The 25,559-nt window shown below is 71.7% G+C and carries 25 protein-coding genes; 12 read left to right on the top strand and 13 right to left on the bottom strand.

Translation table 11 applies throughout. The annotated features are described in order from the left end of the window. Positions 1-132: 132 nt before the first annotated feature. Positions 133-669, bottom strand: a complete 537-nt coding sequence (locus tag AC2YHB_RS19105; RefSeq protein WP_179650280.1) for a hypothetical protein — start codon at positions 667-669, stop codon at positions 133-135. Between the two features lie 121 nt (positions 670-790). Here AC2YHB_RS19105 and AC2YHB_RS19100 point away from each other — a divergent pair, with 121 nt between their 5' ends. From AC2YHB_RS19100 to AC2YHB_RS19090, 3 genes are all read left to right on the top strand, one after another. Further along, a complete protein-coding gene (locus AC2YHB_RS19100) occupies positions 791-1,456 on the top strand; it encodes a LysM peptidoglycan-binding domain-containing protein (protein ID WP_179650278.1) in 666 nt (221 codons plus the stop codon). Between the two features lie 21 nt (positions 1,457-1,477). Beyond that, entirely contained in the window at positions 1,478-1,990 is a 513-nt protein-coding gene (locus AC2YHB_RS19095) for an Rv3235 family protein (protein WP_051931406.1), read from the top strand. An 89-nt stretch (positions 1,991-2,079) separates the two neighbouring features. Further along, positions 2,080-3,279: an SGNH/GDSL hydrolase family protein gene (locus AC2YHB_RS19090; protein ID WP_218864736.1), complete on the top strand. Its 1,200-nt coding sequence runs from the start codon at positions 2,080-2,082 to the stop codon at positions 3,277-3,279. 136 nt (positions 3,280-3,415) lie between these two features. Here the strand turns inward: AC2YHB_RS19090 and secA are convergent, their stop codons facing one another. Genes secA through folC form a run of 3 tightly spaced genes read right to left on the bottom strand, consistent with a single transcriptional unit; the run spans position 3,416 to position 8,093 of the window. After that, positions 3,416-6,301 carry a preprotein translocase subunit SecA gene (secA, locus tag AC2YHB_RS19085; protein ID WP_487354486.1) on the bottom strand — a complete coding sequence of 962 codons (2,886 nt, stop codon included), beginning with the start codon at positions 6,299-6,301 and terminating at the stop codon, positions 3,416-3,418. A 23-nt stretch (positions 6,302-6,324) separates the two neighbouring features. After that, positions 6,325-6,744 (bottom strand): DUF4233 domain-containing protein, encoded by a 420-nt coding sequence (locus tag AC2YHB_RS19080; RefSeq protein ID WP_487354485.1) that lies wholly within the window; start codon positions 6,742-6,744, stop codon positions 6,325-6,327. Then, positions 6,741-8,093, bottom strand: a complete 1,353-nt coding sequence (gene folC, locus AC2YHB_RS19075) for a bifunctional tetrahydrofolate synthase/dihydrofolate synthase (protein ID WP_036540875.1) — start codon at positions 8,091-8,093, stop codon at positions 6,741-6,743. The genes AC2YHB_RS19080 and folC overlap by 4 nt, the downstream gene beginning before the upstream one ends. A 44-nt stretch (positions 8,094-8,137) precedes the next feature. Between folC and AC2YHB_RS19070 the strand changes: the two genes are divergently transcribed. Then, on the top strand, positions 8,138-9,322 hold the full coding sequence (locus AC2YHB_RS19070) for a glycoside hydrolase family 43 protein (protein WP_487354484.1): 1,185 nt from the start codon (positions 8,138-8,140) through the stop codon (positions 9,320-9,322). On the opposite strand, the gene AC2YHB_RS19065 is transcribed toward AC2YHB_RS19070, so the two are convergent. The 6 genes from AC2YHB_RS19065 to AC2YHB_RS19040 all read right to left on the bottom strand — a co-directional run bounded on the left by AC2YHB_RS19065 (position 9,319) and on the right by AC2YHB_RS19040 (position 15,916). After that, entirely contained in the window at positions 9,319-10,218 is a 900-nt protein-coding gene (locus AC2YHB_RS19065) for an alpha/beta hydrolase (protein WP_179650274.1), read from the bottom strand. The genes AC2YHB_RS19070 and AC2YHB_RS19065 overlap by 4 nt on opposite strands. A gap of 18 nt (positions 10,219-10,236) precedes the next feature. After that, complete coding sequence (locus AC2YHB_RS19060) at positions 10,237-10,848, bottom strand: LysE family translocator (RefSeq protein ID WP_179650273.1); 612 nt, start codon at positions 10,846-10,848, stop codon at positions 10,237-10,239. A gap of 54 nt (positions 10,849-10,902) precedes the next feature. Next, positions 10,903-11,745: a hypothetical protein gene (locus AC2YHB_RS19055; protein WP_487354483.1), complete on the bottom strand. Its 843-nt coding sequence runs from the start codon at positions 11,743-11,745 to the stop codon at positions 10,903-10,905. Next, the gene (metG, locus tag AC2YHB_RS19050; protein WP_207009853.1) at positions 11,745-13,535 is read right to left on the bottom strand and encodes a methionine--tRNA ligase; all 1,791 of its coding nucleotides are present in this window, start codon (positions 13,533-13,535) and stop codon (positions 11,745-11,747) included. The genes AC2YHB_RS19055 and metG overlap by 1 nt, the downstream gene beginning before the upstream one ends. A gap of 46 nt (positions 13,536-13,581) precedes the next feature. Further along, on the bottom strand, positions 13,582-14,208 hold the full coding sequence (locus AC2YHB_RS19045; protein ID WP_036540860.1) for a mycothiol-dependent nitroreductase Rv2466c family protein: 627 nt from the start codon (positions 14,206-14,208) through the stop codon (positions 13,582-13,584). Positions 14,209-14,281: 73 nt separating this feature from the next. Next, on the bottom strand, positions 14,282-15,916 hold the full coding sequence (locus AC2YHB_RS19040; protein WP_487354482.1) for a CHAP domain-containing protein: 1,635 nt from the start codon (positions 15,914-15,916) through the stop codon (positions 14,282-14,284). A 174-nt stretch (positions 15,917-16,090) separates the two neighbouring features. On the opposite strand from AC2YHB_RS19040, the gene pepN reads away from it, so the two are divergent. Beyond that, entirely contained in the window at positions 16,091-18,676 is a 2,586-nt protein-coding gene (gene pepN / locus AC2YHB_RS19035) for an aminopeptidase N (RefSeq protein ID WP_179650267.1), read from the top strand. A gap of 69 nt (positions 18,677-18,745) precedes the next feature. Here pepN and AC2YHB_RS19030 read toward each other — a convergent pair whose 3' ends face one another. After that, positions 18,746-19,105, bottom strand: a complete 360-nt coding sequence (locus AC2YHB_RS19030; RefSeq protein WP_179650265.1) for a DUF5130 family protein — start codon at positions 19,103-19,105, stop codon at positions 18,746-18,748. Between the two features lie 9 nt (positions 19,106-19,114). Continuing rightward, positions 19,115-19,483: a hypothetical protein gene (locus AC2YHB_RS19025; protein ID WP_179650264.1), complete on the bottom strand. Its 369-nt coding sequence runs from the start codon at positions 19,481-19,483 to the stop codon at positions 19,115-19,117. An 82-nt stretch (positions 19,484-19,565) separates the two neighbouring features. Here AC2YHB_RS19025 and AC2YHB_RS19020 point away from each other — a divergent pair, with 82 nt between their 5' ends. From AC2YHB_RS19020 to AC2YHB_RS18990, 7 genes are all read left to right on the top strand, one after another. Beyond that, a complete protein-coding gene (locus AC2YHB_RS19020; protein WP_179650262.1) occupies positions 19,566-20,564 on the top strand; it encodes a mechanosensitive ion channel family protein in 999 nt (332 codons plus the stop codon). A gap of 8 nt (positions 20,565-20,572) precedes the next feature. Beyond that, positions 20,573-20,956, top strand: a complete 384-nt coding sequence (locus tag AC2YHB_RS19015; protein ID WP_487354481.1) for a globin — start codon at positions 20,573-20,575, stop codon at positions 20,954-20,956. A 186-nt stretch (positions 20,957-21,142) separates the two neighbouring features. Then, on the top strand, positions 21,143-21,814 hold the full coding sequence (locus AC2YHB_RS19010) for a prolipoprotein diacylglyceryl transferase (RefSeq protein WP_179650260.1): 672 nt from the start codon (positions 21,143-21,145) through the stop codon (positions 21,812-21,814). Further along, entirely contained in the window at positions 21,811-22,353 is a 543-nt protein-coding gene (locus tag AC2YHB_RS19005; protein ID WP_036540848.1) for an RNA polymerase sigma factor, read from the top strand. Before AC2YHB_RS19010 ends, AC2YHB_RS19005 begins: the two co-directional genes overlap by 4 nt. A gap of 107 nt (positions 22,354-22,460) precedes the next feature. After that, complete coding sequence (locus AC2YHB_RS19000; protein WP_179650258.1) at positions 22,461-23,138, top strand: hypothetical protein; 678 nt, start codon at positions 22,461-22,463, stop codon at positions 23,136-23,138. A 108-nt stretch (positions 23,139-23,246) separates the two neighbouring features. After that, a complete protein-coding gene (locus AC2YHB_RS18995; RefSeq protein WP_179650256.1) occupies positions 23,247-23,798 on the top strand; it encodes an RNA polymerase sigma factor in 552 nt (183 codons plus the stop codon). A 32-nt stretch (positions 23,799-23,830) separates the two neighbouring features. After that, positions 23,831-24,616, top strand: coding sequence for an enoyl-CoA hydratase/isomerase family protein (locus AC2YHB_RS18990; RefSeq protein WP_036540841.1), 786 nt, complete (start codon positions 23,831-23,833; stop codon positions 24,614-24,616). Between the two features lie 4 nt (positions 24,617-24,620). Here AC2YHB_RS18990 and AC2YHB_RS18985 read toward each other — a convergent pair whose 3' ends face one another. After that, a complete protein-coding gene (locus tag AC2YHB_RS18985) occupies positions 24,621-25,523 on the bottom strand; it encodes an acyl-CoA thioesterase (RefSeq protein WP_179650254.1) in 903 nt (300 codons plus the stop codon). Positions 25,524-25,559 lie beyond the last annotated feature (36 nt).

Raw genomic sequence — 25,559 nt, 5'->3', positions numbered from 1 at the left:
AGTCGTAGAACTCCTCGCGGACGTCCTCACCGATCACCCGCATGCCCATCAGCAACACCACCTCAATCAGCGTTGCTTAGACCACTTGAACCTGCCGGCCAGCCAGCTGCAGTTCCTGCCCGATCGGTGGCCTCACGCGCGCGACTGAGCCGCGGCGAGCGCCGTGAAGGCGATCAGCACCGTACGCCGGTCCTCACCCTCGACGAGCTCGCAGAAGTCCGCCCCGACCCGGCGCAGGACGCCGTCGTGACGGCCTCCGTCGGCGAGGTGGACCACGCACTCCTCCCCCGCCTCGGCGATCCGGCGCAGCGCGGAGGCGAGGCCCAGCCGGGTCAGCGGTGACCACGCCAGCTCGGGGACGGAGCGGACCGACGCCCCTTCGACGGCGGTCACCGCGGCAGCGTTGACGACCCAGTCGTGCTCTCCTGCGGACAGCAGCAGCCAGCCGTCCGCGACCCGCTCGACCGTGCCCGACACCGGGCCGACGCCCCGCAGGCCGAGGGTCACGGCCGTGCCGATGCTCGCCATCAGGCGGCTGGCCAGCGTGACCCGCTGGTACTCGGCGCGGCTGCGGTCGGCCACCTCGGCGAGCCGGTCGGCCGCGTGGAGGGCGCTCGCCTGGTCCTCGAGGTCGTCGAAGAGCGCGAACAGCTCGTCCTCCCAACCCATGCGTCCACCTTCGCACGGCCGCGGGAGCGCAGCGCGGCCGGGGCCTGTGGACAGACGTTTGACGAATGCGCTCAAACCGTACATCCTGAATCAAACGGAAGCAAACGCAAAGGTTCTCGGGATGGACGATGCGACTTCTGCCGTACGGCGACGCGCGGCACTGCTGTGGGTGGCGGTCACCGCCGGCGCCGTCGCGCTGGGGCGGACGGCCGGCCCGGCGCTCGGGCTGCTGCGGCCGCAGGCGAGCTTCGCCGACCTGCTGGTCGGCGGTTGCGCGGCGGCCGCCCTGGTCGCCGCGGTGCTGCTGTGGCTGACGACCACCGACGTGGCCTGGCACCAGCTGCGCTCCCCCGGCGCGACCCTCCGCACCGGCCGCACCAGCCGGCGGATCGGTCCGGTACGCACCCTCCTCCTTGCCGCCTGTGGCGTGGTCGCCGTCGCCGGCCCCGCCGCGGCCACCGGCGGCGACGGCCCCGCTCCCTCCCTCGACGGCCTGCCGCTGCCCGACCGCGCGACCGGCGCCGCCGGCTCCGCCGGTCCCACCGACTCGGCCGACTCCGCCCACCCCACCGGCGCAGTGACCGACGACCGTGGCGACGAGCGGACCGTGCCAGTCCGCCCCGGCGACAGCCTGTGGGCGATCGCCGCCCGGACCCTGGGCCCCGACGCGTCGGCGGCCGACGTGGCGTCGTACTGGCACCGGGTCCACGCGCTCAACGCCGCCGTCATCGGCGCCGACCCCGACCTCCTCCAGCCCGGGCAGCAGCTCCGCCTGCCGCCGCACTGAACACCACGACAGGAGAGCACCATGACCGCATCACCGAGCGACCTCGTCGGCGTCCGCCGGGCCGTCCCGGTCGCCCCCACCCAGGGCACCCTCGCCCTGGCCCTGCTCCCCCGGCAGGGGCCACCTCCGGCCACCTCACCGTCGTCGAGCCGGCCCGGGGCAGCCGTCGTACCGATCGACCGGCGGCTGCGACGCACGATCGAGGAGTGGACCCACCGGTTCGCCCAGGCCGTCGTCGAGATCGTCGGCGGCGACCGGCCCGTGTCCCAGCTGGTGCGCTGGACCACCCCCGAGGTGTACGCCGACCTGCGGCTCCGCGCACACCTGGTGGCCCGCGCGGGTGGGCACCAGCCGGGGCTGGCCCAGGTGCAGCCGGTGCGCCCGAAGGTCCGCAGCGTGCACGCCTGCTTCGTGACCGACGGGATCGTCGAGTGCGGGGTCCACGTGCGCCACGGCGAGCGGTCGCGCGCGATCGCGGTCCGCTTCGAGCGCAGCGACCAGCGGTGGATCTGCACCGCGCTCGACTTCTCCTGACGATTTCTCCGGGCAGGTCGCGGATGTCCCCCAGGAGCTCTCGAACCTGACCCTTGTTCAGATGTGACCTCGGTCACTATCTTCCGTCCATGATCCGTGCACTCGCGGCCACCCTGGCTGCCGTCGGCGCGACGCTGGTCGCCCCGCTCACCGCATCCCCCGCCCACGCCGACGGCCCCGGAGTCGGCACTCCCTACGTCGTCTCGGTCGGCGACTCCTACATCTCGGGTGAGGCCGGTCGCTGGGCCGGCTCGTCCAACAGCAGCAGCGCGCGGGCCGACGCCCTCGGCTCGACGGCCTACTACGACAACGCCAGCGGGACCGGTGAGGCGATCAACCGCTGCCACCGCTCGAAGAGCGCAGAGATCCACATCGGCGGCGGCGTCGGCAGCCTCAACCTCGCCTGCTCCGGCGCGAAGACCGCCACGGCGACGGGCGACGAGTTCAAGCCCGGGCTCGACTTCTACAGCGGCGCCGAGGGCGTCGGCCAGGCGCGCGCCCTGCAGACCTTCGCCGGCACGCACAACGTGAGGATGGTCGTCGTCTCGATCGGTGGCAACGACTTCAACTTCGCAGGCATCGTCCAGCAGTGCGTGCAGGACTTCCTGCTCTCACCGTCGTGGTGGAAGGACTACTGCTACGACGACAGCAGCGTCACCAGCAACTTCACCACGACCAACGTCGCGAACGTGAAGACGAGGATCGCCGGAGCCCTGACCAACATCCGCACCGCGATGCGCAACGCCGGCTACGCCGACACCCAGTGGACGATGCTGGTCCAGACCTACCCGTCGCCGATCCCCGGCGGCTCCGGCTTCCGCTACAGCCAGAGCGGCTACACGCGCCAGGACACCGGCGGCTGCGGCTTCTGGAACGCTGACGCCGACTGGGCCAACAACACGGCCCTGCCCAAGATCAACAGCACGGTCACCGGCGCCATCACCCAGGCCGGCATCACGAACAGCAAGGTGCTCGACCTCGCGAGCACCTTCAACGGCCGGCGCCTGTGCGAGACCGGCGTCGGGCTCTACGAGGAGGTCGGCATCGCGAACTGGACCTCCGCGGGCGCCGTCGACCGGACCGAGTGGGTCAACCAGATCCGCACCGTCACCACGGCCGGCGACAGTCCGTACTACATCCAGGAGTCGCTGCACCCGAACTACTGGGGGCAGCTCGCCGTGCGCAGCTGCGTGCGCCAGGCGTGGAACGCCGGTACGCCGAAGGGCGGCGCCTGCGTGCGCACCGCGACCGGCCTGCTCAACGGCGAGCCGCGGATGACGCTGCAGTAGATGGCCAGTGCGGGAGTTTCACCGGCCGGCCGGTGAAACTCCCGCACTTGGACGACGAAACTCATGGTTGGACGACGAAGTTTCATCGTCCAACCATGAGTTTCACCGGTCGGCCGGTGAAACTCTCACGTGGTCCTCAGCCGCGCAGGGCGACACCCGTCGGACCGCCCGGCGCACCGTGGCACCGCTTGTACTTCTTGCCCGAGCCGCAGGGGCACAGGGCGTTGCGGCCCACGTCGGCGAACTCGTCGTCGGCGTTGCTCGCCGCGCCGGCGCCGCGGACCTCCTCGTGACCGGTCTCGTCGGGAGCCGAGTAGGAGAGGTTCTGCGGCTGCTTCGGGGTGTCGAGGCCCTTGGCGCTGACCTTGGGGGCCGCCTTGGGCGCGCCGCCCTCGAGGCCGTCCGCGATCTTGTCCAGGCTGAGCCCGCCCTCGACGACGCCGACCGGGGGCTCGGCGAACGCGCCCTCGTGCATCGGACCCGCGTGGCGGGAGCCGTCGGCGTGGTAGTGGACCTCCTCCTCCTGCTCGACCTGGACCTCCAGGTTGAACAGGAAGCCGACGGTCTCCTCCTTGATGCCGTCCATCATGGCGGCGAACATGTCGAAGCCCTCGCGCTGGTACTCGACGAGCGGGTCACGCTGCGAGTAGGCCCGCAGGTAGATGCCCTCGCGGAGGTAGTCCATCTCGTAGAGGTGCTCGCGCCACTTGCGGTCGAGCACGGACAGCAGGACGCGGCGCTCGAGCTCGCGGGCGACCTCCTCGCCGACCTCCTCCTCGCGGCGGTCGTAGGCGGCGTGGGCGTCGGCCTTCAGCGCCTCGACGAGGTCAGGCTTGTGCAGCGCGGCCTGCGAGCCGGCGTCCTCGACCAGGTCCTTCCACGAGATCGAGACCGGCCAGAACTGCTTGAGGTCGGTCCAGAGCTGCTCGAGGTCCCACTCCTCGGAGAACTCGTCGAGCGCGCCGTTGACGTAGCCGCTGACCACGTCGTCGATGAAGGTGCGGACCTGCTCCTCGAGGTCGACGCCCTCGAGCACCTCGCGGCGCTCGCCGTAGATGACCTTGCGCTGCCGGTCCATCACGTCGTCGTACTTGAGGACGTTCTTGCGGGACTCGAAGTTCTGCGACTCGACCTGGCCCTGGGCGTTGGCGATCGCGTTGGTGACCCGCTTGTTCTCGATCGGGACGTCGTCCGGGATCTTCAGCAGCAGCAGGACGCGGTCGACCCAGTCGGACTTGAAGAGCCGCATGAGCTCGTCCTGCAGCGACAGGTAGAAGCGGCTCTCGCCCGGGTCGCCCTGACGGCCGGAGCGACCACGGAGCTGGTTGTCGATGCGGCGCGACTCGTGGCGCTCGGTGCCGATGACGTAGAGCCCGCCGAGGTCGCGGACCTCGTCGTGCTCCTTGGCGACCTCCTCCTTGAACCGCTCGACCATCGCGGGCCACGCGGCGTCGTACTCGTCCGCGGTCTCGCCGGTCGGCTCGAGGCCCTGCTTGCGCAGCTCCTGGTCGGCGAGGAACTCGACCGAGCCACCGAGCATGATGTCGGTGCCTCGACCGGCCATGTTGGTGGCCACGGTCACCGCGCCCTTGTGGCCGGCGAGGGCGACGATCTTCGCCTCCTCGGCGTGGACCTTCGCGTTGAGGACCGAGTGGGCGACGCCCTTCTTCTTCAGCGCCTGCGAGAGGTACTCGGACTTCTCGACCGAGACCGTGCCGACCAGGACCGGCTGGCCCTTCTTGTGGCGCTCGACGATGTCGTCGACGACGGCGTCGTACTTGGCCTCCTCGGTGCGGTAGACGAGGTCGGCCTGGTCGATGCGCTGCATCGGCTTGTTAGTCGGGATCGGGACGACGCCGAGGCCGTAGATCTTGTCGAACTCGGACGCCTCGGTGAGGGCCGTACCGGTCATGCCGGAGAGCTTCTCGTAGAGGCGGAAGTAGTTCTGGAGGGTGACGGTGGCGAGGGTCTGGTACTCCTCGCGGACCTTCACGCCCTCCTTGGCCTCGATGGCCTGGTGGAGGCCGTCGTTGTAGCGGCGACCCGCGAGCATGCGGCCGGTGTGCTCGTCGACGATGAGCACCTCGCCCTCCATGACGACGTACTCCTTGTCGTTGCGGAACAGCTCCTTGGCCTTGATGGAGTTATGCAGGAAGGAGATGAGCGGGGTGTTGGCCGACTCGTAGAGGTTCTCGATGCCGAGGTGGTCCTCGACCTTGGTGATGCCGGCCTCGAGGACGGAGATCGTGCGCTTCTTCTCGTCGACCTCGTAGTCGACGTCCTTGGTGAGCTTCTGCGCGATCTTGGCGAACTCGCCGTACCACTTGACCTCGTCCTGCGTCGGACCGCTGATGATCAGCGGGGTCCGCGCCTCGTCGATGAGGATCGAGTCGACCTCGTCGACGATGGCGAAGTTGTGGCCGCGCTGGACGCACTCCTCGAGCGAGGAGGCCATGTTGTCGCGCAGGTAGTCGAAGCCGAGCTCGTTGTTGGTGCCGTAGGTGATGTCGCAGGCGTACGCGACGCGCCGCTCCGCCGGGCGCATGCTCGGCAGGATCACGCCCACCGAGAGGCCCAGGAAGTGGTGGACGCGGCCCATCATCTCGGACTGGAACTTGGCGAGGTAGTCGTTGACCGTGACGACGTGGACGCCCTTGCCCTCGAGGGCGTTGAGGTACGCCGGCAGCGTCGAGACGAGGGTCTTGCCCTCGCCGGTCTTCATCTCGGCGATATTGCCCATGTGCAGCGCCGCGCCGCCCATGACCTGGACGTCGAAGTGACGCTGGCCGAGCACGCGGCGGGCGGCCTCACGGACCGTCGCGAACGCCTCGGGCATGATGTCGTCGAGGTCCTCGCCGTCGGCGAGGCGCTTGCGGAACTCGTCCGTCATGCCGCGCAGCTCGTCGTCGGACATCGCCTTGAAGTCGTCCTCGATGGCGTTGACCGCCTTCGCGATCCCCTCGAGCTGGCGGAGGATCTTGCCCTCTCCGATGCGGAGGAGCTTGTCGATGATCACAGGCACGGCGCCACTCTACCGAGCGCCTGTTACTCCCCCGATTCGCGGCGGCGGTCGTACTCGGCGAACGCCTCGGCCCGCTCCCGCTCGATCTTGCGGCCCAGGCCGTAGGCGGTGCCCCACAGCAGGGCGAACAGGCCCCCGACGACGAACATCATGGGCGCCAGGAAGCCGAGCGCGACCGCGCCGACCTGCAGCGCGTGGCCGACCCGGTAGCCGGACTCCCGCCGCAGGATCCCCGCGACCAGGACGCACAGGACGGCGAGCCCGAGCCCCAGCGAGAGCGCCAGCGCGGGGCTCACGTCGGAGATCGTGATCATGACCGGGACCGACAGTGCGACCGCGATCGCCTCCAGCGTCAGCACGGCCGCACACATCCCGCGTCGCGGCGACTTCTCCCGCTCCGGGTCGGTCGGTGTGACCTGGTCGGGCTGCTCCGTGCCGCTCACTTGAGCCCGCCCAGCAGCACCCGCGCCTCCCCGACCGTCACGACGGAGCCCGTGACCAGCACGGCGCCGGAGCTCAGCGCGTCGGAACCGGCGGACTCGGCGCGGGCCGCGGCCTCGTCGATCGCGTCCGCGAGCCGGGGTACGACGCTCACCCGGTCCTCGCCGAACACCTCGCGCGCGACCTCGGCCAGCCGGTCGGCCGGCATCGCCCGCTCGGTGGAGTTCTGGGTGACCACGACGTGGGCCAGGTGCGGCTCGAACGCGGCGAGCAGGCCCTCGGCGTCCTTGTCGCCCATCACGCCGATGACGCCGATGAGCGGGTCGAACTGGAAGGAGTCCTCCAGCGCGGCGGCCGTGGCCTCGGCTCCGTGCGGGTTGTGGGCCGCGTCGAGCACGATCGTGGGGCTGCGGCGGATCACCTCGAGCCGGCCCGGCGAGGTCATCTCGGCGAAGGCGCCGCGGACGACGTCGTCGCCGAGCGGCTCCTCGCCGCCCAGGAAGGCCTCCACCGCGGCCAGCGCCGCCGCGGCGTTCTGCGCCTGGTGCGCGCCGTAGAGCGGGAGGAAGACGTCGTCGTACCGGCCCCGGAGGCCCTGGAGGGTCACGACCTGGCCTCCGACGGCGGCGGCGCGGGCGACGACGCCGAACTCGAGGCCCTCCCGGGCGACGGTCGCGCCGACCTCGGCGGCCCGCTCGAGGAGGACGGCGGCGGCCTCGGCCGTCTGCTGGGCGAGCACTGCGACGGAGCCGGGCTTGATGATCCCGGCCTTCTCGCGCGCGATCTCGGCGGGCGTGCCGCCGAGGTAGTTGGCGTGGTCGACGGCGATCGGGGTGACCACCGCGACGTCGGCGTCGATGACATTGGTCGCGTCCCACGAGCCACCCATCCCGACCTCGACGACGGCGACGTCGACGGGCGCGTCGGCGAACGCGGCGTACGCCATGCCGACGACGGCCTCGAAGAAGCTGAGCGGGTGGGCCTCGGCCTCGTCGACGAGGTGCATGTACGGCGCCACGTCGTTGAACGCCCGCACGAAGGCCTCGTCGTCCAGCGGCTCGCCGTCGACGCTGATCCGCTCGGCCATCCGCTCGACGTGCGGGCTGGTGAAGCGGCCGGTGCGCAGGTCGAGGGCGCGGAGCAGGGCGTCGATCATCCGCGAGGTGGAGGTCTTGCCGTTGGTCCCGGTCAGGTGGATCGACCGGTAGGCGCGCTGCGGGTCGCCGAGCAGCTCGGTGAAGGCCCGGATGCGGTCGAGCGAGGGCTCCAGCCGCGTCTCGGGCCACCGGGACAGCAGGGCGTCCTCGGCCTCGGCGACGGTCTCGGCAGGGCGCGCAACAGGCTCAGTCATGGCTCTCGGCAGTCTAGGGTGTCGGCGCGGGAGGGAGTGAAAGCATGCGAGGTCGCGCGCTGGCGGGAGTGCTCGCCACGGTGGCGCTGGCCGTCTCGGCCTGCAGCGGGAGCAGCGAGGGGACGCCGGAGGCGGGACCGACCACGTCCGAGGCGCCGCTGATCCCCGAGCCCACCGCGGTGCCGACCGTGCTGCCGAGCGACGTGCTCGCCGGCGAGATGCAGGACCTCGCCAAGCTCGCCGAGCGGCTGGCCCAGCAGCTCCCGCAGCAGAAGCGACCGGCGCCGATCGACGTCGCCGCCGGGAGCGAGCAGTGGCGCCCCGGCGTGGCGTACCGCGGCTACTTCGCAGACCCGGACATCGTGCGTGCCGACGGGCGCTGGTACGCCTACGCGACCAACACCTCCCACCTGCGCCTGCCGACCCTCGTCTCGCGTGACCTGCGCACGTGGACCCCGCTGACCGACAGCGCCGGCCGCAAGGTCGACCCGCTGCAGCCCGCCGGCTGGGTGCGCTCCCGTGGCGGCGGCCAGAGCCTGTGGGCACCCGGCGTCGGCAAGGTCGGCAAGGGGTGGACGGCGGCGTACGCCGCGCAGGCCGGCACCAGCGGCGGCGAGCGGCACAACTGCATCGGCCTGGCGCGCGGTCCCTCCCCCGCGGGCCCGTTCCGGCCGGTCGGCGAGCCGCTCTGCTACGGCCAGGCGCAGCTCGGCGTGATCGACCCGGACGTCTTCGTCGACAGCACCGGGCGACCGTGGCTGCTGTGGAAGTTCTCGGGCGTCGTCAACCGGCGCCCGGCCGGCCTGTTCGTCCGCCGGCTCAACGCCGACGGCACCGGCTTCGCCGAGGGCTCGGAGACGCGCGAGCTGCTCACCCTCGACGAGCCGTGGGAGGGCGACACGATCGAGAACCCGAGCATGGTCCAGTTCCGCGGCGTGACCTACCTCTTCTACTCCGGCAACTCGTGGGAGCGGGCGGACTACGCGACCGGCTACGCCATCTGCGCCGGGCCCGAGGGTCCGTGCGTGCGGCAGAACCACGGCGCCCCGCTGCTGACGACGGCCACGACGGGCAACCCCGGTCCGGGCGGCGCGACCGGGTTCGTCGACGGGAAGTCGCTCCGGCTCGTCTACCACGCGTGGGACCGGGTCGGCGGCCTGCGCCGGATGCACGTCGCCGGGCTGTGGCAGCGCGACGACGGGACGCTGGAGGTCGTCGACCCGGGCTAGCCGGCGGTCCTTCGCGCCCGCTCGACGAGCATCCGGATCCAGCCGCCGACCTGCCGCATCGTCGGCTCGGCGGCGTCGAACACCGACGCGTGGCGCCAGTAGCCGTGGAGCTGGCCGAGGTAGCGGGTGCCGACGACCTCGACGCCGGCCTCGGCGAGCAGCAGCACGAGGTGCTCGCCCTCGTCGCGCAGCGGGTCGTGCTCGGCGGTCGTGACCAGCGTCGGCGGCAGCGTGCCGAGCCGGTCGGACAGCAGCGGGGCCAGGTCGGGGTCGGCCAGGTCGTCCGGCGACGCGTACTGCTGCCAGTACCAGGCCGCCTCGCTCGGCTCGAAGCCGTCGGCGGCCGTGCGGTAGGAGTCGAAGGCCGCCGTCGGGTCGAGGAAGGGGTAGATCAGGGCGACGCCCGCGAACCGGCCGGGATGGCGCAGGGCCGTGACCAGGGCGAGGTTGCCGCCCGCGCTGTCGCCGTGCGCGAACGTCGGCAGGCCGGCCAGCTCCGGCTGGGTCGCGAGCCAGGCGACCGCAGCGGTCAGGTCGTCGGGCGCGGCCGGGAAGCGGTGCTCGGGCGGGCGCCGGTAGTCGACGCTGAGCACGGCGGCCCCGGCGATCGCGGCGAAGCGACGGACGGCCGCGTCGTGCACCTCGACGTCGTTGAAGACGAAGCCGCCGCCGTGCGCGTGGACCACCACGGCGTCGTACCCCTCGGGGAGGTAGAGCCGGGCCGGTACGCCGCCGGCGTCGACGTCGCGCACCTCGCCGATCGGCACCTTCTCCTGGGCGGCCGCCGCGACGCGGGCCTGGTGGCGCGCCGCGGCGATGTCGTACGACGGGTCGGTGACGGGGAGCTCGCCTGCGGCGTCCTCGATCGCCTGGCGGGCCTGGGGATGCAGGGCCATGACCGCAAGGCTAGGAGATCAGCGCGACTCGAGCGCCAGCCGGCCGGCCAGCACCGCGAAGCTCGCGGCGAAGGCCTTGCGCACCCGGTCGACGACCGTGGGCCGCGCCAGGACCTGGTCGCGGACGGCGGCTGCACAGGCGCCGTACACGGCGAAGACGACGAAGGTCATCGCCATGAACACCGCGCTCAGCCCGAGCATCGTGGGCACCGCGCCCGAGCCGGCCGGCACGAACTGGGGCAGGAAGGCGAAGAAGAAGATGGTCAGCTTCGGGTTGAGCAGGTTGAGCGTGATGCCGGAGACGAGCACCGCGCGCGTCGAGGAGGTCGCGGCGGACTCCTCGTCCACGGCGAGCACGCCGCGGTCGCGCCAGGTCGACCACGCCATGAACAGCAGGTAGGCGACGCCGGCGTACTTCAGGACCGCGAAGGCGACCCCGCTCGCGTGCAGCAGCGCGGCCAGGCCGGTGATCGCGGCGACCATGTGCGGGATCGTGCCGAGGGTGCCGGCGAGGGCGGCCAGGACCGCGGCGCGGGTGCCCCGGGTGAGGCCGGCGGCGATGGCGTAGAGCGCGCCGGTGCCCGGCGTCGCGACGATCACGAGCGAGGTGAGGAGGAAGGCGGTGCCCATGGTGCTGAGACTAGGCGAGCCGGGGCGATCGGTCGTACGACGAGAGGCGTAACTTCACGCGCTCCGCTCGAGCTTGTAGTGCAGCCGCATCGCCGTGGCACCCCACAGGCGCAGCACGTGGTCGGTGCGCAGCACGCCACGGTCGTCGACGTACACGTGGAAGGTCTCGTGCACCGGCATCCGGGAGGCGTGGGTCGAGCCGTCCTCGACGACGACATAGGCACCGTCCGCGCCGAACTCCCCCGCCGGCGAGGAGAGGAGGAGGGATCCGTCGGCCAGCACCTGCGGCTGCAGGAACACCTGGACGTTGCCGGACTCGAGCGGGAAGGCGACGTGGACCGAGGGCCGGGCGGCGCCGGGCAGCGTGCGCGTCGAGTAGCAGCCGCTGAACACGAACTCCCCCGTCGCCCGCAGCGTCCGCAGCCAGCCGGCGGCGACCTGCCGGCCGTCGGCGTCGCGGATCACCGGGACCCGCGACTCCATGCCGTGCGCCACGTCGAGCGGCCGCATCGGCAGGGCCAGCTGCTCGACCCGCTTGCCGAAGAACCGCGAGACCAGCTCACCGCCGGGCCAGGCCCACGGCGCCCACGAGCTCCAGGCCTCGAGGTGCCAGTCGGCGGTGTGCTCGTAGAAGTCCCGCACCTGCGGCCGCAGGTCGGCGGCCCGGAAGCCCGGACCGTCGAGGTCCGCCATCGACGGGAGCAGGCCCGCGCCCGGGGTCTCGTCGTCGACGTACCCACCGTGCAGGGCGGCCTCGGCCGCCAGCCATCCGTCGCGGACGACCGGGCCGCTGCTCGTCGGCGCCCGCAGCCACGAGTGCTCGCCGTCGAGGTCGACCGGACGGCCGGTCGCGCGCCAGAACTTCCGGGTGCCGAGGTCGGCGAGCTGCGCGAGCATCAGCCCTCCAGCCGGGCCAGCTCCTCGTCGACGATCGCCGTGTCGAGCTTGGTGAAGACCGGCGTCGGCTTCGCGACCGGCCGCCCGACCTCGACCGGGTGCCGCTGCCACGCGGGCACCTCGGCGTAGTCGCCGGTGATGATCGGGTACGACCGCTCCGGGTCGTCGAGGTCGGCGACCTCCTCGATCCGCGGCATCGGCGCGATCGTGCCGGCGCCACCGAAGACCTTGTCGACCTCGTTGGCCGAGAACGGCAGGAACGGGCTGAGCAGGAGGTTGAGGTCGGCGACGCACTGGGCCATCACGTGCAGGACCGTGCCGAGGCGCTCGGGGTCCTCCTTGATCTTCCACGGCTCGGTGTCGGAGACGTACTTGTTGACCTCCGCGACCGCGCGCATCGCCTCGCCGATCGCCTGCTTCTGGCGGTGCCGGCCGATCAGGTCGCCCACCGTGCCGAAGGCGGCCTCGGTCGCGTCGAGGACCGCCTGGTCCTCGGGGGTCAGCGCACCGGCGGCCGGGATCTCGCCGAAGTTCTTGGCGATCAGGTTGGCCGTGCGGTTGACCAGGTTGCCCCAGCCGGCGACCAGCTCGTCGTTGGTACGACGGACGAACTCCGCCCATGTGAAGTCGGAGTCCTGGTTCTCGGGGCCGGCAGCGGCGACGAAGTAGCGGAAGGCGTCCGGCTGGTAGCGCGCGAGCAGGTCGCGCACGTAGATGACGACCTTCTTCGACGAGGAGAACTTCCTGCCCTCCATCGTCAGGAACTCGCTGGAGACGACCTCGGTCGGCAGGTTGAGCACGCCGTACTCGCGGGGCTGGCCGCCCTTGTCGCCCTTGCCGGCGTAGGCGAGCAGCTCGGCGGGCCAGATCTGCGAGTGGAAGGTGATGTTGTCCTTGCCCATGAAGTAGTAGGACAGGGCCTCGGGGTCGTTCCACCAGTCGCGCCACGCGTCCGGGTTGCCGGAGCGGCGCGCCCACTCGATCGAGGCCGAGAGGTAGCCGATGACCGCGTCGAACCAGACGTAGAGCTTCTTCGTCGGGTTCTCCCGCCACCCGTCCAGCGGGACCGCGATGCCCCAGTCGATGTCGCGGGTCATCGCCCGCGGGCGGATCTCCTCGAGGATGTTCTTCGAGAAGCGGATGACGTTGGGGCGCCACAGCCCGGTCGCCTCGCGGCCGTCGAGCCACTCGGTCAGCGCGTCGGCGAGCGCCGGCAGGTCGAGGAAGAAGTGCTGGGTCTCGATGAACTCCGGCGTCTCGCCGTTGATCTTCGAGCGCGGGTTGATGAGGTCGTGCGGGTCGAGCTGGTTGCCGCAGTTGTCGCACTGGTCGCCCCGCGCGCCGTCGTACCCGCAGATCGGGCAGGTGCCCTCGATGTAGCGGTCGGGCAGCGTGCGGCCCGTCGATGGCGAGATCGCGCCGTAGGTCGTCTGCTCGACGAAGTAGCCGTTCTCGTAGACGCCGAGGAAGAGCTCCTGCACGACCGCGTGGTGGTTGCGGGTCGTGGTGCGGGTGTAGAGGTCGTAGCTGACGCCCAGCCCGACGAGGTCCTCGACGATCAGCCGGTGGTTCTTGTCGGCCAGCTCCTGCGGGGTCATCCCCGCCTCGTCGGCGGCGATCAGGATGGGGGTGCCGTGCTCGTCGGAGCCCGAGACCATGAGGACGTCGCTGCCCGCCATCCGCTGGTACCGACTGAAGACGTCGGAGGGCACACCGAACCCGGCCACGTGGCCGATGTGGCGCGGGCCGTTGGCGTACGGCCAGGCGACGGCGGAGAGGACATGCGTCATGGGGAGGATCCTATTGACCGGTCCCCTCCGCCGCCGAACGGCGTCCTCAGGAGAAGTCGAGGTCCCCGGTGCGGGAGCGCTTGAGCTCGTAGAAGTACGGGAACGACGCGACGGCCACGGTGCCGTCCCAGAGCCGGCCGGCGTCCTCGCCGCGCGGGATCTTCGAGAGCACCGGGCCGAAGAAGGCGGTGCCGTTGACGTGGATCGTGGGCGTGCCGACGTCGTCGCCGACGGCGTCCATGCCCTCGTGGTGGGAGCGCGCCACGGCCTCGTCGTACGACGCGTCGGTGGCCGCCTCGATCAGGGAGGCGTCGAGGCCGGTCTCCTCCAGCACCTCGGCGATCAGCGCGAGCCCGCCGTCGGGCTGCTCGTGCAGCTTGCGGCCCTCGAGGTGGATCCGCTGGCCGAAGGCGTCGTACATCGGGCGGAGGACCTTGTCGCCGTACTGCTGCTGCGCAGCGAGCAGCACCCGCACCGGGCCCCAGGCGGGGGCGAGCATCGCGCGGTACTCGTCCGGGATGTCGCGGTCCTTGTTGAGGTAGGCCAGCGACATCACGTGCCAGTGCACCTCGATGTCACGCACCTGCTCGACCTCGAGGATCCAGCGCGAGGTGATCCAGGCGAAGGGACACAGCGGGTCGAACCAGAGGTCTGCTCGGTTGGGGGTGCTCATGACTGGCTCAACTCCCCAGCGGCGCCGGGTTGTTCCCGGCGCCGCTGCGGAGTTTCCCCTCACCCCACGACGGCTACTTCACGACCACGGTGGCGGTGGCACGCTTGGCGACCACGCTGCTGCTGCCGCGGAAGTAGACCTTGACGTTCTTCGAGCCGACGGCCAGGTCGTCGATGGTCACGCGGACCAGTCCGTCGACGAGCTGTGCCTTGCGCACGTGTCGGCCGATGGTGACCTCGACCCAGCCGGCGACGGGCGTGACGCCGGGAGCCGTGACCCGGACCGCGACATTGGCCTTGCCGCGCCCGCCGCTCGTGGCCACCTTGAGGGTCGGGACCGCCTGGGTCCGCGCGGTGACCGCGTCGACGGCGAGCGGGACGTAGCGCGGCCGGGTCAGCGTGGCCCGGACCGAGATCGTGGCTCCGACGTCGGCGACGGTCTGCACGTAGCGCGACCGCGTGGCGCCGGGGATCGGGACGCCGTCGCGCAGCCACTGGTACGCCGCGGTCACGTCCGCGGGCTCGTAGGTGCCCGGCACGGCGTTGAGCTGGTAGCCGACCCGGTTGGTCCCGGTGATGGCCAGCGGCTTCGCGACCGTGATCTTGCCGGCGAGCACGGGGCCGACCTGGGCCACCGCGGGCGCGGTCGCCGTGGTGTAGCCGTCCTTGCGGGCCACGGCGACGACCTTGATCATCGCGCCGTCGTGCTCCGGCTTGAGGGCGAGCGTCGAGCCGCCGTTGCCGCGGATCCGGACGCCGTCGGCGTACCAGCGCCACTCGATCGCGGGGTCGTCCGGGTCCCAGCCGCCCGCGGTCGCGGTGAGCACGCCGTCGACGTACGCCTCGCCGCTGATCACCGGCTGCTCACCGGTCTCGAAGGTGCCGGGGGCGACGTCGGCCGTCGCCTTCGTGGTCACCGTGACCGGGTCGTAGCCGGACCGGGTCGCCTTGACCCGGACGGAGATGTTCTTGCCGACCAGCGCGGGCGTCAGCTGCAGGCCGCCGCCGGTCTGGCCCGGGATCGCGACGCCGTCGGCCAGCCACTGCATGGTGCGCTTCGCGGACGGCGTCCAGGTGCCGGGGTCGAGGCGCAGCGCCTCGCCGACCTTGGGCGTGCCGGTGACCTTCGGCGTGACGGTCGGGGTCAGCTTCTTGTCCACGAAGTGGATGAAGCCGGTCGGCCAGCGGCCGCTGTCCTTGGTGATCCGGCGCCAGTGGAAGGTGCCTCCCCAGCTGTCCATCGAGATGATGATCTCGCTGGAGGAGACGACCTTCTCGACGTACCCGACGTGGCCCGCCGAGCCGCTGCCGTTGTCGTAGCGACCCCACCAGGCGACCGAGCCGACCGAGGGCACCTGGTCGGTGATGTCGCGCATGTGCAGGCCCCACTCGCTGGCGTTGCCGCCGCCGACCCAGGGGCGCGTGGCGGACATGCCGGCCTTGATCATCCGGTAGGCCACGTAGTTGGTGCAGTTGTGCCCGGAGTACATGTTCCAGTACATCCGCCCGCTGACCGCGCCGTAGCCCGCGTCGGAGTAGCCCGCGCTGTTGCATCCGCTCCAACCGCTGCAGAGGTCGGTGACACCTGCCGATGGTGAGACCGGTGCCTCGTCCCTGACGGTGATGCCGACGGCCACCAGGAGGGTCGCGAACAGGGCGCTGGCGGCGACGGACGTCCCCCAGCGCAGGACCGGGCCACGGTTGCGCATGCCGAACACCATCGGACACATCTGCCCCAGAACGCAACAAAAACCCCGAAAAACCCACGAATCACTGGCGTGTCGCGTTGACTTTTGGAAGTTACACCGTTGTGATTCGCCGCCGCACTGCCGAGGCCACCGTCAGTTGTCTGACAATGTGGGGCGGATGCGAGGATGACTGCCATGCCCGGCACCAACCTCACCCGCGACGAGGCGGCCACCCGCGCCGCGCTCGTCGACGTGGCCTCCTACGTCATCGACCTCGACCTCAGCGACGCGACCCGCGACGGCGTCGAGACCTTCGGGTCCACCACGACCCTGACCTTCACCTGCCGCCAGCCCGGCGCCAGCACCTTCGCCGACCTGGTCGACGCGACGGTGCACGAGATCACGCTCAACGGCGTGGCGCTGGACCCCGCGACGTCGTACGCCGACAGCCGGATCGCGCTGCCCGACCTGCAGGCCGACAACGTGCTGGTCGTGAAGGCCGACTGCACCTACTCCCACACGGGCGAGGGCCTGCACCACTTCGTCGACCCGGCCGACGGCAAGGTCTACCTCTACTCGCAGTTCGAGGTCCCCGACGCCCGACGCGTCTACACCACGTTCGAGCAGCCCGACCTGAAGGCGCCCTTCACGTTCAACGTGACCGCCCCCGCCCACTGGAAGGTCGTCTCCAACGCGACGACCCCGGAGCCCGTCGCCACCGGCGCGAGCAATGCGCAGGGCGAGCCGCTCGCGGTCTGGAACTTCCCCGCCACCAAGCCGATGTCGACCTACATCACCGCCGTCGTCGCAGGTGACTACTACGAGGTCCAGGACGTCTACGAGGGCAAGTACGGCACGATCCCGCTCGGCCACTACTCGCGCCAGTCGCTCAAGGAGTACCTCGAGCGCGACCGCGAGGAGATCGTCACCCTCACCAAGCAGGGCTTCGAGTTCTTCGAGGACGCCTTCGGCTACCCCTACCCGTTCGGCAAGTACGACCAGCTCTACGTGCCGGAGTACAACATGGGCGCGATGGAGAACGCCGGCTGCGTGACCCTGCGCGACGAGTACCTCCCCCGCTCCCGCCAGCCCCGCTCGTTCTACGAGTTCCGCTGCTCGGTGATCCTGCACGAGATGGCGCACATGTGGTTCGGCGACCTCGTCACCATGAAGTGGTGGGACGACCTGTGGCTCAACGAGTCGTTCGCCGAATGGGCCTGCTACCACGCCGAGGCCCTCGCGACGTCGTACACGGACGCCTGGACGGGCTTCACCAACGCCCGCAAGCAGACCGGCTACCGCGCGGACTCGCTGCCGTCGACGCACCCGATCGCGGCCGACAACGTCGACCTGCACGCGGTCGAGGTCAACTTCGACATGATCACCTACGCCAAGGGGGCGGCGGTGCTCAAGCAGCTGGTCGCGTGGGTCGGGCTGGACCCGTTCCTCGCCGGGCTCAAGCAGTACTTCCACGACCACGAGTTCGCGAACACCGAGTTCTCCGACCTGCTCACCGCGCTCGAGAAGGCCTCCGGTCGCGAGCTCACCGGCTGGGCGCAGGAGTGGCTGCAGACCGCGGGCACGAACACCCTCTCCCCCGCCTTCGAGCTCACCGCGCAGGGCACCTACGCCACCTTCGCGATCGACCAGGTCGCGCCCGAGGAGCACCCGACCCTGCGCCGCCACCGGGTCGGCATCGGCTTCTACAACACCGTCGAGGGCCGCCTCGTGCGCACCGACTACGTCGAGGTCGACGTCGAGGGCGCCCGCACCGAGCTGCCCGAGCTGGTCGGCAAGGCCCAGCCCGAGCTCCTCCTGCTCAACGACCAGGACCTCGCCTTCGCGAAGATCCGCCTCGACGAGCACTCCCGCGCCACGGCGATCGCCCGGCTCTCGGACCTGGACGACTCGCTCGCCCGCGCGCTGGTGTGGAGCGCCGCCTGGGACATGACCCGCGACGCCGAGCTCTCCGCGACCGACTACGTCGAGCTGGTGCTCGGCAACATCGGCAGCGAGACCGACGCGTGGGGCGTCAGCCGGATCCCCGTGTACGCCGCCCAGGCGGTCACGCTCTACGCGGCCCCGGCCACGCGTGCCCAGCTGGCCGACCGCTGGGAGAAGGGCCTGCGCGCCCTCCTCGAGGCAGCCGAGCCGGGCACCGACCACCAGCTGACGTTCGCGCGGGCCTACGCCGCCGCCGCGCGCAGCGAGGAGGCGATCGCCGAGCTGGAGGGCATGCTCGACGGCACGCTCGTCCTCGAGGGCCTGGCGATCGACCAGGACCTGCGCTGGGGCCTGCTCACCGCGCTCGCCCGGGTCGGTCGCGCCGACGACGCCCGGATCGACGCCGAGCTCGCGGGCGACAACACCATCTCCGGCCAGGAGAAGTCCGCCGCCGCCCGCGCCGCGATGCCCACCGCCGCCGCGAAGGAGCGGGCGTGGCAGCAGGCCGTGCTCGACCCGGCGACGCCGAACGAGACGCAGCGCAGCGTCGTCCTCTCCTTCTGGCAGGCCGGCCAGGAGGAGGTGCTCGCCCCGTACGTCGCGACCTACCTCGCCGACGTCGCCGGCACCTGGGAGCGGCTGGGCGCGCACAAGGCGTCGGTCGCGCTGGAGTTCATCTTCCCGCGCCTGATCGCCACCCCGGAGACGCTCGAGGCCGTCGACGCGTGGCTCGCCGCCAACGCCGACGCGGTCAACCCGGGCGCGGTGCGCTACGTGCGCGAGGGCCGGGCCGACGTGGCCCGCGCGCTCGCCGCCCAGGCGTTCGACGCCTCGTAGCGCCCCCGGACACGGCAACGGCCCGGCGCCCCTCGGGGTGCCGGGCCGTTGCGCGTCGTGGTGGCGGGCTCAGTCCTTGGCGAGCTCACCCAGGAGCTCGATGCCGCGGTTGAGGCCGCCCGCGAGGTCACCCTCGGCGAAGCGCTCGGTCATCGCGGCGACGGCCTGCTGCGCCTCGTCGTCGGTGAGCCGCTCGCGGACGTGGCCGCCGGTCACGATCTCGACCAGCCGGCGGTCGGGGTCGACCATCACGAGCACGCTGCGCGCCGGGAGCACGAGCGTGTTGTGCAGGCTGGTCGCGAAGTCGCGCGGGTCGCCGCTGGCAGCACCGACGAAGACCGAGATCTCCGCCCGGCAGGCCTGCTCGGCGTTGCGGATGGTGACGTCGAGCGCGGCGCGCTCGGTCGCGTTCAGTGCCGTGGTGCTCATGGCCGCGGACTACCAGCTGCCGCCGGCGCCGCCGGCCTTCGAGTCCTCGGAGTCCGGCGCCGCCAGCTCGCCGGCCGCCTTGCGCGGGCCGCCGAGCCACTGGTTCTCGGGCTCCAGCGCGTTGGGGCTGAGGTCGGCGCCGCGGGCGAGCGCCGGCGCGACGAAGAGCAGCGTGATGACGACGAACACCAGCAGCGGGATGCCGGCCAGGACCAGCCACGCGTGGAGGACGTCGATGTCCGGCTTCGGCTCCCAGCTGCCCGGACGGGGCTCGGGGGTGTCGGCGGAGGCCGCACTCGCGCCGGCCACGACGAGCAGCGCGCTCACGCCGACGAGGGAGCACAGGGCGAGGAGGCGTCGTACAACAGTGCTGGTCACGGGAGGAGGATATCGGCACCCGGCCCCGCCGGGGCAGGTGGTGGCCGCCAACCGGTCACGACTCATTTGGAAGACTGTCGGGATGCTTTCACTCCTCCTCACGGCAACCGACGCGGTCAACCCCTGCGCCGACGGCGAGCAGGTGTGCGACCTGACGTGGGACGTCACCGGCAACCGCCGCCTCGCGGAGTGGTCCGACGTGCTGATCGGCAAGCCGCTGGCGGTGATCGGGCTGGTCCTGCTGGGGTTGGTCATCCGCTGGCTCCTGCACCGCGTCGTCGACCGGATCGCGAGTCGCGCGGAGAAGGGCGTGCTGCCCGAGCGGGTCGAGACCTCGGTCGCCGCACGGCGCAAGCAGCGCGCGGCGACCATGGCCGGGCTGCTGAAGAGCATCATCACCTTCGTCGTGGCAGCGGTCATCGGCACGATGGTGCTCAGCGAGCTCGGCGTCGACATCGCGCCGATCATCGCGAGCGCCGGCATCATCGGCATCGCGCTCGGCTTCGGCGCCCAGTCGCTCGTCAAGGACTTCCTCGCCGGGATCTTCGTGTTCATCGAGGACCAGTACGGCGTCGGCGACGTCGTCGACGTGGGCGAGGCCAACGGCACGGTCGAGGCCGTGACCCTGCGGATGACGCGGCTGCGCGACATCAACGGGACGGTCTGGTACGTCCCCAACGGCGAGATCCTCCGGGTCGGCAACAAGAGCCAGAACTGGTCCCGGGCGGTCGTCGACGTCGGCGTCGGGTACGGCGAGGACCTGGCCCGCGTGCAGCGGGTGCTCCGCGAGGTCGCCCACGACCTGTGGGAGGACGAGGAGTTCAACGGGCTCATCATCGAGGAGCCGGAGGTGACCGGCGTGGAGATGCTGGCGGCCGACTCGGTGACGATCCGGGTGATGGTGAAGACGGCGCCGCTCGAGCAGTGGGCCGTCGCCCGCGCCCTGCGACAGCGGATCAAGGCCCGCTTCGACCACGAGGGCATCGAGATCCCGTTCGCCCAGCGCGTGGTGTGGCACCGCGAGGACCGCCGCGACCACGACGCCCCTCCCCCGAAGGCCGCCACCGGCGACGAGGGATGATGGACGACGTGGAGCAGGAGCAGACCTTCTACGACGAGATCGGCGGGCTGGAGACCTTCCGCCGCATCGTCGCCCGCTTCTACGAGGGCGTCGCGCAGGACGAGGTCCTGCGGCCGATGTACCCCGAGGCGGACCTCGGCCCCGCCGAGGAACGGTTCCTGATGTTCCTCGTGCAGTACTGGGGCGGGCCGACGACCTACTCCCAGCAGCGCGGGCACCCGCGCCTGCGCATGCGGCACGCGCCGTTCGCCGTGGACCTCGACGCCCGCGACCGGTGGCTCACCCACTTCCGCGCCGGGCTCGACAGCGTCGACCTCACCCCGGAGCAGGACGCCCGGTTCTGGGAGTACGTCACGCACGCCGCGAACTTCATGGTGAACACCGCCGGCTGACCCTGCCGGCCGACCCCGCCGGCCGACCCTGCCCGGCAGCCGGCGATGCGGCGTTCGGGTGCGGCCCGAAAAGATTTTCGCGAGGATGTAACGCACAGCCGACCGCGTGACAGGTACTGCACGAGGGGATTCCCTTCCCCATCGTGATCGGGCCCGTTCACGATGGTCCAACTCGAAAGAGAAACCATGACCCGTCCGGACTGGATCGAGACGCTGCGCGCCGAGGTGCGCCCAGCCGATCCGGATCCGGTGCTGCTCGCGCAGCTGGCCGAGTTGAGCGCAAGCTCGACGGTGCCGGCGGCGCGACCGGGTCGGTCGGCTGGTGCACGGCTTGCGATTGTGCTGGGGGGTGCGATCGCCGTCGGAGCGACCTCGTGGGCAGCAGGCGCCCTGCCTGGGACGGATTCACCGTTCCGCCCCGAGGAACGCATCACGCAACAGCCGACCGACCCACAACCCGGCGACGCCCGAACCCCACCCTCGGACGCGCCGACCTCACCCGCTGGCACCGACGCGTCGGACCCCGCGGGCGAGGAGACCGGCCAGGCCACGACGCCGGCCGAGCCCAGCGACAGCGGCGTACCGTCCGGCCGACCGTCCGGCGGTCCGACCCCGTCGCCGCCGAGCGGCGACCCACCCGGGGGCGAGGTCGACCTCCCGGAGGTCCCCTCGCTGCCCGTTCCCACCGTAGTCCCGTCGGTTCCCCAACCGTCGGGACTCGATGGCGTTCCGGACCTTCCCGGCCTGCCGCCGGTCAACGGCGGCCGCGCCAGCGCGCACCCGACCTCTCCCGACAGCGACAGCGGTGCCCACCGCTCCCCCCGGCCGCAGGAAGCGTTGGTGGACCAGGCGCGGTGACGACGGACGACGACGTCGTCGCCGCGGCCAAGCGGGGCGATTCCGATGCATGGCGTGAGCTCTACCGGGCGCACGCCTCCCGTCTCGTTGTCTGGCTGCGCGGGCGCCCCTCCGGCGAGGAGAGCCCCGAGGACATCGCCTCGGGCGCCTGGCTGGTCGCCGCGGAGAAGATCGCCGGGTTCAACGGCAGCTCCGAGGAGTTCGCGGGCTGGCTGTTCGGCATCGCCCGCAACCTGTCGGTCAACGCGCACCGGCGCTCGGTACGACGCGACCGGATCCCGCTGGACAACGGCTCGACCGGCACGGTCCCCGGCCCCGAGCCGGACACGACCTCCGACGACTGGGCCCGCCGGCTGCTGGCGACCCTCCCCGAGCGTGAGCGCGACGTCGTCACCTGCCGCGAGGTGCTCGACATGGACGTGCCGACGACGGCCACCGCGCTCGGGATCAGCGCGGTCGCCGTACGCGTGGCCCACCACCGGGCGCTGAAGCGGCTGCGCCAGGAGATGGCCCGCGAAAAGATTTCCGAGCCGATGTAACACCACGCGCCGCTCGCTACATGTACCCCGTGAAGGCCAGTCCCCGTCTGGGGTGGGGACTGACCTCGAGGAAGCACCACCACGCAGCGCGAAGCAGAGATCGAGAGATGAGCAACCACCGGACCGAACGGCTCCGCGTCGCAGTGCCGACGCTCGAGCCCGACCCGGTGTTCCTGGGCGTCCTGGCCGAGCTCGGTGCGAGCTCGCAACCGGTCGCCCCCCAGACGGCTCGGTCGGCTGGACTCCGCATGATCGTCGCGACGGCCTCCGTGGCCGTGATCGCGGCGGCGACCTGGGCAGCGGGCACCCCAACCGGCAGCGACATCCCACTGTCGCCTGCCGACAGCCCCACCCAGGAGGAGCCCTCCGGCCCGCCGAGTCACGGAAACGTCGGAACCCCACAACCCGACGTGTCCACCTCGCCCGGCAGCCCCTTGTCCCCGGGGCTGCCGGGCACTCACTCCTCCGCCTCGGACCGCGCCGACGGCTCCGAGCGCGCGATCGACCGGGCGCGCATCCCGGCCGAGCGCCCCGGCGAGCGCAAGGTCAAGGACAAGGGCCGCAAGGTCGGCCACGACAAGGGACGCAAGCCCGACCTCCCCGGGCTGCCCGAGGCGCCCGACGACGGGCCGGCGGCCAAGCTCGGCGACCCGGCCGCGCTGGGCACCGGCTCGGCGCCCAAGGACGACAAGGACAAGGGCGGCGCCGACGACCGCCGCGGGACCGACGGCGACCGGCCCGGCCCGGGCCGTGGCCACGGCCGCGGACACGGCCCCACAAAGTAAAGACACCCGCTCGATTCCCTCCCCAAAGCGCCGCGAAGGCGCGACAATGTGTTGCAGGTCCGGACGGCACGTCGGGACGCCACGGGCAGGCAGGGGTGGAACACGTCAGTGCGCGCCGACGACGAATGCGTCGCCGCGGCCAAGCGCGGTGAGTCGCTGGCATGGCGCGACCTCTACCTCGCCCATGCCGGACGCCTCCTGCTGTGGCTGGAGGCGCGCACGGTGCCCGGGACCGAGGCGCCCGAGGACCTCGCGGCCGCGACCTGGATGGTGGCGGCCGAGCGGATCGCGGACTTCCACGGCGACACCGCCGACTTCGGGGGCTGGCTGTTCGGCATCGCCCGCAACCACGGCGCCAACGCGTGGCGCCGCTCCGGCAGCCGGTCCCGCGGCCTCGAGCTGATCACCGCCGAGGCCGAGGAGGCGGTCGCCGGACCCGAGGGCGGGCTGATCGCCGACGAGTGGGTCCGTCAGGCGCTGGCCTCCCTGCCGCCCCGCGAGCGCGACGTCATCGCCTGCCTGGAGGTGCTCGACCTCGACGTCGCCAGCACGGCGAGCGCGCTGGGCATGACGGCGGTGGCGGTGCGGGTCGCGCGCCACCGGGCGCTGCGCCGGCTGCGGTCGGCCCTCGCGCCGGAGCCGCTCGCGACCACCGAGTGACGCAGCCCTAGAACACGTTCTAGTCTGGACCCATGATCCTCACGGTGTCCGACCAGGACCGCGTCCGCACGCTCGTCCTCAACCGGCCGGACGCCCTCAACGCGTTCAACGAGGCCCTGTACGACGCCACGGCGGACGCGCTGCTCGAGGCGGCCACCGACCCGCAGGTCGCCGTGGTGCTGCTGACGGGCGCCGGGCGCGCGTTCAGCGCCGGCACCGACCTGCTCGAGATGCACCGGATGGCGACCGACCCGACGTTCGAGCGGGGCAAGCACGGCTTCATCGGGCTCGTCGACGCCCTCGTGGACTTCCCCAAGCCGCTGGTCGTGGCCGTCAACGGCATCGGCCTGGGCATCGGCGCGACGATCCTCGGCTTCGCCGACCTGGCCTTCATCGCGGCCGATGCCCGACTGAAGTGCCCGTTCACGTCCCTCGGGGTGGCACCGGAGGCCGCGTCGTCGTACCTCTTCCCGGCGCTGGTGGGCCGCCAGGACGCCGCCTGGATGCTGCTGTCGGCCGAGTGGGTCTCAGCCGAGGAGGCCCGGGAGATGGGGCTCGTCCGGCAGGTCTGCCCGGCCGATCGCCTGCTCGACGTCGCCCGCGAGCACGCGAGCCTGCTCGCCCGCCGGCCGATCTCCTCGCTCGTCGCGGTGAAGAGGGCCATGACCGAGCCGCACCGCGCCGCGATCCGCGACGCCCGCGACCGCGAGAACGCCGCCTTCGCCGAGCTGATGGGCGGCCCGGCCAACCTGGAGGCGCTGAGCGCGTTCGCCGAGGGTCGCGAGCCGGACTTCACCGGGCTCCCGCCCGGGTGGTGAGCCGTCAGGCCGACGGCACGGCGAGCGGTCCGCCCAACGAGTCGACGATCGCCTCGCGGTAGCCCGGCGGCGGGGTCACGGACTGCTGCGTCGTCGCGTCGAAGAAGACGAGGACCACGCGCGACCTCGCCAGCACGCCGTCGCGCGGCGCCGCTCCGGAGGCGTCGACGATCTCGGACTCGATGACCATCGACTTGTTGCCCATCCGGGTCGCGACCGACCAGCAGTCGTAGGGCTCGGCGCGCGCGGTGATCGGGGCGACGTACTCGAGGTCGGTCTGGGCGACGACGACGTTGATCCGGGGGAACTCCCGCAGTGCCGCGCGCAGCTTGCCGAAGAGCGCGATCCGCGCCTCCTGGAAGTACTCGAAGTACACGACGTTGTTGACGTGACGGTAGATGTCGAGGTCGGAGAAGCGCACCGTGACCGGGTAGTGCGCCGCGTGCTCACGCGGCACGTCGACCTTGAGCGGGCGGGTGCGCTCGCCCTCCTCGGCGTACGGCGCCAGGGCGGCCCGCGCCGCGTCGTCCATCCGGCGCGGCAGCCCGGACTCGAGGCTGAAGGGCGCGAGCACGGTCCGGGCCCGCACGTAGACGACCCGGCCGCCGTCCTCCGCCTCGTGGAAGATCTCGTGGTCGAGGGTGAAGCTCGCGCCCCGGATCTCGGTGACCCACGAGTCGATGAGGACCGAGCTGCTGCGGAACAGCAACGGCGCCAGGAAGGTCACCTCGTGCCGGACGACGACGTACCCGACGCCCTCCTGCCGCTCGACGCCCGCCGCGTGCAGGCAGGCCCGGAGCAAGGCGCTGCGCGCCTCCTGCAGGTAGTCGACGTATCGGACGTTGTTGACGTGGCCGAGCACGTCGAGGTCAGCCCAGCGCAGGGGGCATTCGTAGCGGTGCCGCACGCCCCGATGCTTCCATGCGGGGACCGGGGCCGGAGC

This window comes from Nocardioides sp. SRI_004 (assembly GCF_057586415.1).
Note: the sequence above shows the minus strand (reverse complement) of the source record. Positions and strands in the feature narration are given on the sequence as shown.